Genomic DNA, 3,939 nt, shown 5'->3' with positions numbered 1-3,939 from the left:
TAGTCGGAGTATTTCCCCCGTTTTGGCTGCCAAACCTTATTTTCGGGGGAATACCTAAAGATACAAAAAAGCCAACTAATTCGCAATACTTTTTGTATGAATTAGTTGGCTAATTTTATACTATTTACTGAGTGTCCCTATGAAGTGATATATGCTTATCAGTCTTTTGCCTGGTGTACGGTCAGTTGCGGGAACGGGAATCCGATACCTTCCTTGTTGAATGTGTCGTATACGATTTTATTCATATCAAAATACACATCCCAGTAATTCTCAGACTTGGTCCACACACGTACCTTGATGTCTACGCTGCTGGCAGACAAGGCTCCCAGTCCGATAAAAGGAGCCGGGGTAGTGAGGATTCGTTCATCGGCTGCAATGATACGTTCCAGCACAGCTTTTACTTTTTCAAAATCTTCTCCGTATTCCACTCCGAATACCCATTCAGCACGGCGTGTTTCCTGCTTGCTGTAATTGGTAATGGCATTGCTGCTTAGTGCTCCGTTTGGTACATAAATAATTCGGTTATCGGTGGTTGCCAGGATAGTGTGGAAAATCTGTATTTCTTTAACTGTACCGCTGGCATTTGGTCCGTCAATGTAATCACCGACTTTGAATGGCTTGAACACTAAGATAATCAGTCCTCCGGCAAAGTTAGACAAGTTCCCGGACAACGCCATACCGATTGCTACACCGGCGGAAGCTAAGATTGCAGCAAAGCTGGTAGTTTCCACTCCTAATTTGCTGATGATGGCAAATGCTAAGATTAGGTTCAGGAGTATGCTGAGCAGGCTTTTCAAGAAAGTCTGTACGCTGATTTCCAGTTTTCTCTTTTCTAGTAACTTGCTGACCAGTTTGCTAATTTGCTTGATGATAAACCGGCCGACGATGTAGATGATAATGGCAGCCAAAATGTCTTTCCCTACCTCGATTCCCCAGTTAAGCAGTCTGTCCAGCAGCTGTTCTACGTTAATTTTTGAAGCAGTGTTGCTTGCTTGTGCTGTAGCTTGTAATAATGTAAGTAACATGTGTAATGTGAATTAAAATTTTTATAGTTAATCATTCATTTAATATCCCCTTGCCTTGTCGGACAATTTCAGGTACATCATCACAACAATTTATGACGGTAGAAGGTTCAATACCTCCCGTACCTCCGTCAATAATAAGGTCTACTTTCTCTCCAAACTTTTCGTCAATCAGCTCCGGTTCGGTGATGTATTCAATGTCTTCTCCTTCCTCTAATGGCAGGGTGGTAGTCAGAATCGGTGCATCGAGCAACCGACAGATTTCACGGATGATGGTATTGTCGGGTACACGGATACCTACTTCCTTCCGGTTGCGGAAAATCTTAGGCAGGCGGTTGTCCGCATTCAGGATAAAGGTAAACGGACCGGGCAGATTGCGCTTCATCAGTTTGAAAGTGGCATTACTCACGCGAGCATATTCGCTGATGTTGCTCAGGTCGTAACAGATAATGGATAAATTATTCTTACGCGGATCGATATTTTTCAGCTTACAGATACGCTCAATAGGGCGTTCCTTCAGCGCATGACAGCCCAATGCATACACCGTGTCTGTGGGGTAGATAATGATGCCCCCATCGTTCAGAATGTCTACTATGCGCTGCAGGTCTTCCGGTCGGTTGTTTTTAGAATATAATTTAAGTAACATGGTGTTATCTATGAAGATTTGACTTCGTATGAACGCAAAAATAAGAAAATTATTTCTTTTTCTTTCGCAGTTCTTCTGCAATTCGATAGTGAATGGCAGCTTCTATTTCCTTTCCGCTTTTTTCGAGTGCTTCAGCAAAATATTCATGAGCGCCGACATGTTGCGGTTTCAGGCTGGTAGCCTTGTCCAAATCGGAGAGCGCTTCTTCCGTTTTTCCGGTCAGCAGACGAAGTTTTCCTCGGTTGTACACCGCTTTGAAGTCCTGTGGTCGTAGTTGTACGGCACGATTCAGGCATTCTTCAGCTTCTTCCATTCGGTTTTCATCAAAGAATGTCACTCCCTTTCGTACCCAGGCATCCACATATTCCGGATACAGCTCCAGAGCCTTGTCATAGTTGGCTTGTGCTGCCCTCGGGTCGTGTGCCTTAGTGATGCATTCGTTTCCCATCAGGTAATATTCTCGGGCGTACTTCTGTAAATTCTGCCGCTGTTGTTGCATTTGCTCCTTCAGCAGTCGGTTTTCTTCCTTTAACTGGTTGATGATGCCTAACTTCCGGCGGATAAAACGCTGTATCAACGGTTTTTCAATGTCATAGCGGCTATGGATGGCCTTGAAGAAGGCTTCTAAGAATTCGGCAAAATTGCCTTTGTCGAAAGCTTTTACGGAGGTCACGTATTGAATGTCTGCCTGTGCCTGTTTCATGGCCCTTTCAAATGTCTGGTTGTCATTGAAGCGCTGGGCAAAGCTGACAATTTCCGGTCGGACAAACACATCTGCGTGCGAAATCCGCCGCTTCAACTGGATGCCATCCAATGAGGTGCAGCGGCTCAGGGCCACATAGGCCTGTCCTCCGGCAAATACTCCTCCCGTAAAGTCGATAACCACCCGGTTGAAAGTGAGCCCTTGGCTTTTGTGTACGGTGATGGCCCATGCCAGCCGGATGGGGTATTGTGTAAATGTGCCTAATTCCTCTTCTTCTATTTTCTTTTCCGTCTCGTTATATCGGTAGCGGATGTTGCTCCAGCTTTCCTTGTGTACATCGAATTCACTCCCGTCTTCCGTTATTACATAGATGGTACCATCTTCTGAAAGGCCTGATACCGTACCGATGGTACCGTTTACCCAGCGTTTTTCCTGGTCGTTCTTGATGAAAATCACCTGTGCTCCCGGCTTGATGACCAGTTCCATCAGGGTGGGAAGGCTGCTTTCCGGAAATTCCCCATGTATTTCTCCTTTTAATGTGACCGGTTCACCTGGCAGTTCGTTGAGTTTCTTTTCGTTGATATAATCTACATTGTCCCGTCGGGTGGCCAGCGTGATGTACAAATCATTTTCCTCCGGGCATGGCGGTGTCGGGGTATAACGGGTGTTCAATAGTTGTAAATCCGCATTTCCGGCAGTATTGGTCCGGATATGGTCGAGCACGCTGACGAATACCTTGTCTGTTTGCCGGTATACCTTGGTGAGTTCGATGGATACCAGTTCCATCTCCTGGAACACTTTAGCCGAAAAGAAATACGGATTCGGATAAAAGCGGTTCAGAATCTCCCGTTCGTCACTTTTTACTACCGGCTCCAGTTGGAATACGTCGCCCACTAACAGCAGTTGTTTTCCACCGAACGGCTCACGTAAGTTATGAGAGTACGTGCGAAGCACCTTGTCGATAAAGTCGATGATGTCGGCCCGCACCATGGAAATTTCGTCGATGATGATGAGCTCGATGTTCTGAATGAGTTTCCGGTGGTCGGAAGAATACTTCAGAAAATCTTTCAGTTTCCGCCCCTGAAACTTCGGATCATCGGGCAGGAGCGGATGAAACGGAAGCTTGAAAAAACTGTGCAGGGTACTGCCACCCGCATTGATAGCGGCAATGCCCGTAGGAGCCAGCACCACATATTTCTTTTTGGTATGCTGGCAGACGTATTTCAGAAATGTAGACTTACCCGTTCCCGCTTTTCCGGTCAGAAAGACCGATTGGCGGGTATATTGGATGAGTTTCAGTGCATTCTGAAATTCGGGGTTGTCGGTATCTATCAGGGTAGGAGTCATCTGTCGTTGTCTTTAGAGATTCATGCAAAGATACGGACAAATGGGAAATAAAAAAAGCAGTTAGAAGTCTAACCGCTTTTTCGTCAGAATATTTACGAGAAGCCTTTTGGCATTTATCAGATTCGTCTTTAAAATGCTGAACTTGTAGCGTCGCAGTTTTATTTGCGTCTTTCGTCATTCAGCATTACATAACCCCAGATCATAGGATCTGCATTTGCAAT

The 3,939-nt window shown here is 45.4% G+C and carries 3 protein-coding genes; all 3 read right to left on the bottom strand.

Translation table 11 applies throughout. From position 1 onward, the window contains the following. Positions 1–158: 158 nt before the first annotated feature. From ACMJ0U_RS05800 to ACMJ0U_RS05790, 3 genes are read right to left on the bottom strand one after another with little or no spacing between them, the layout of a single operon-like run. Positions 159–1,025, bottom strand: a complete 867-nt coding sequence (locus ACMJ0U_RS05800; RefSeq protein ID WP_417128789.1) for a mechanosensitive ion channel family protein — start codon at positions 1,023–1,025, stop codon at positions 159–161. A gap of 31 nt (positions 1,026–1,056) precedes the next feature. After that, positions 1,057–1,668, bottom strand: coding sequence for an L-threonylcarbamoyladenylate synthase (locus tag ACMJ0U_RS05795; RefSeq protein ID WP_417128787.1), 612 nt, complete (start codon positions 1,666–1,668; stop codon positions 1,057–1,059). Positions 1,669–1,717: 49 nt separating this feature from the next. Next, entirely contained in the window at positions 1,718–3,718 is a 2,001-nt protein-coding gene (locus tag ACMJ0U_RS05790; RefSeq protein WP_417128786.1) for a tetratricopeptide repeat protein, read from the bottom strand. Positions 3,719–3,939: the final 221 nt, after the last annotated feature.

Origin of the sequence: Phocaeicola sp. (assembly GCF_048170425.1) — a bacterium.
Classification (GTDB): Bacteria; Bacteroidota; Bacteroidia; order Bacteroidales; family Bacteroidaceae; genus Phocaeicola.
This window is presented reverse-complemented; position numbering and strand designations above follow the sequence as displayed.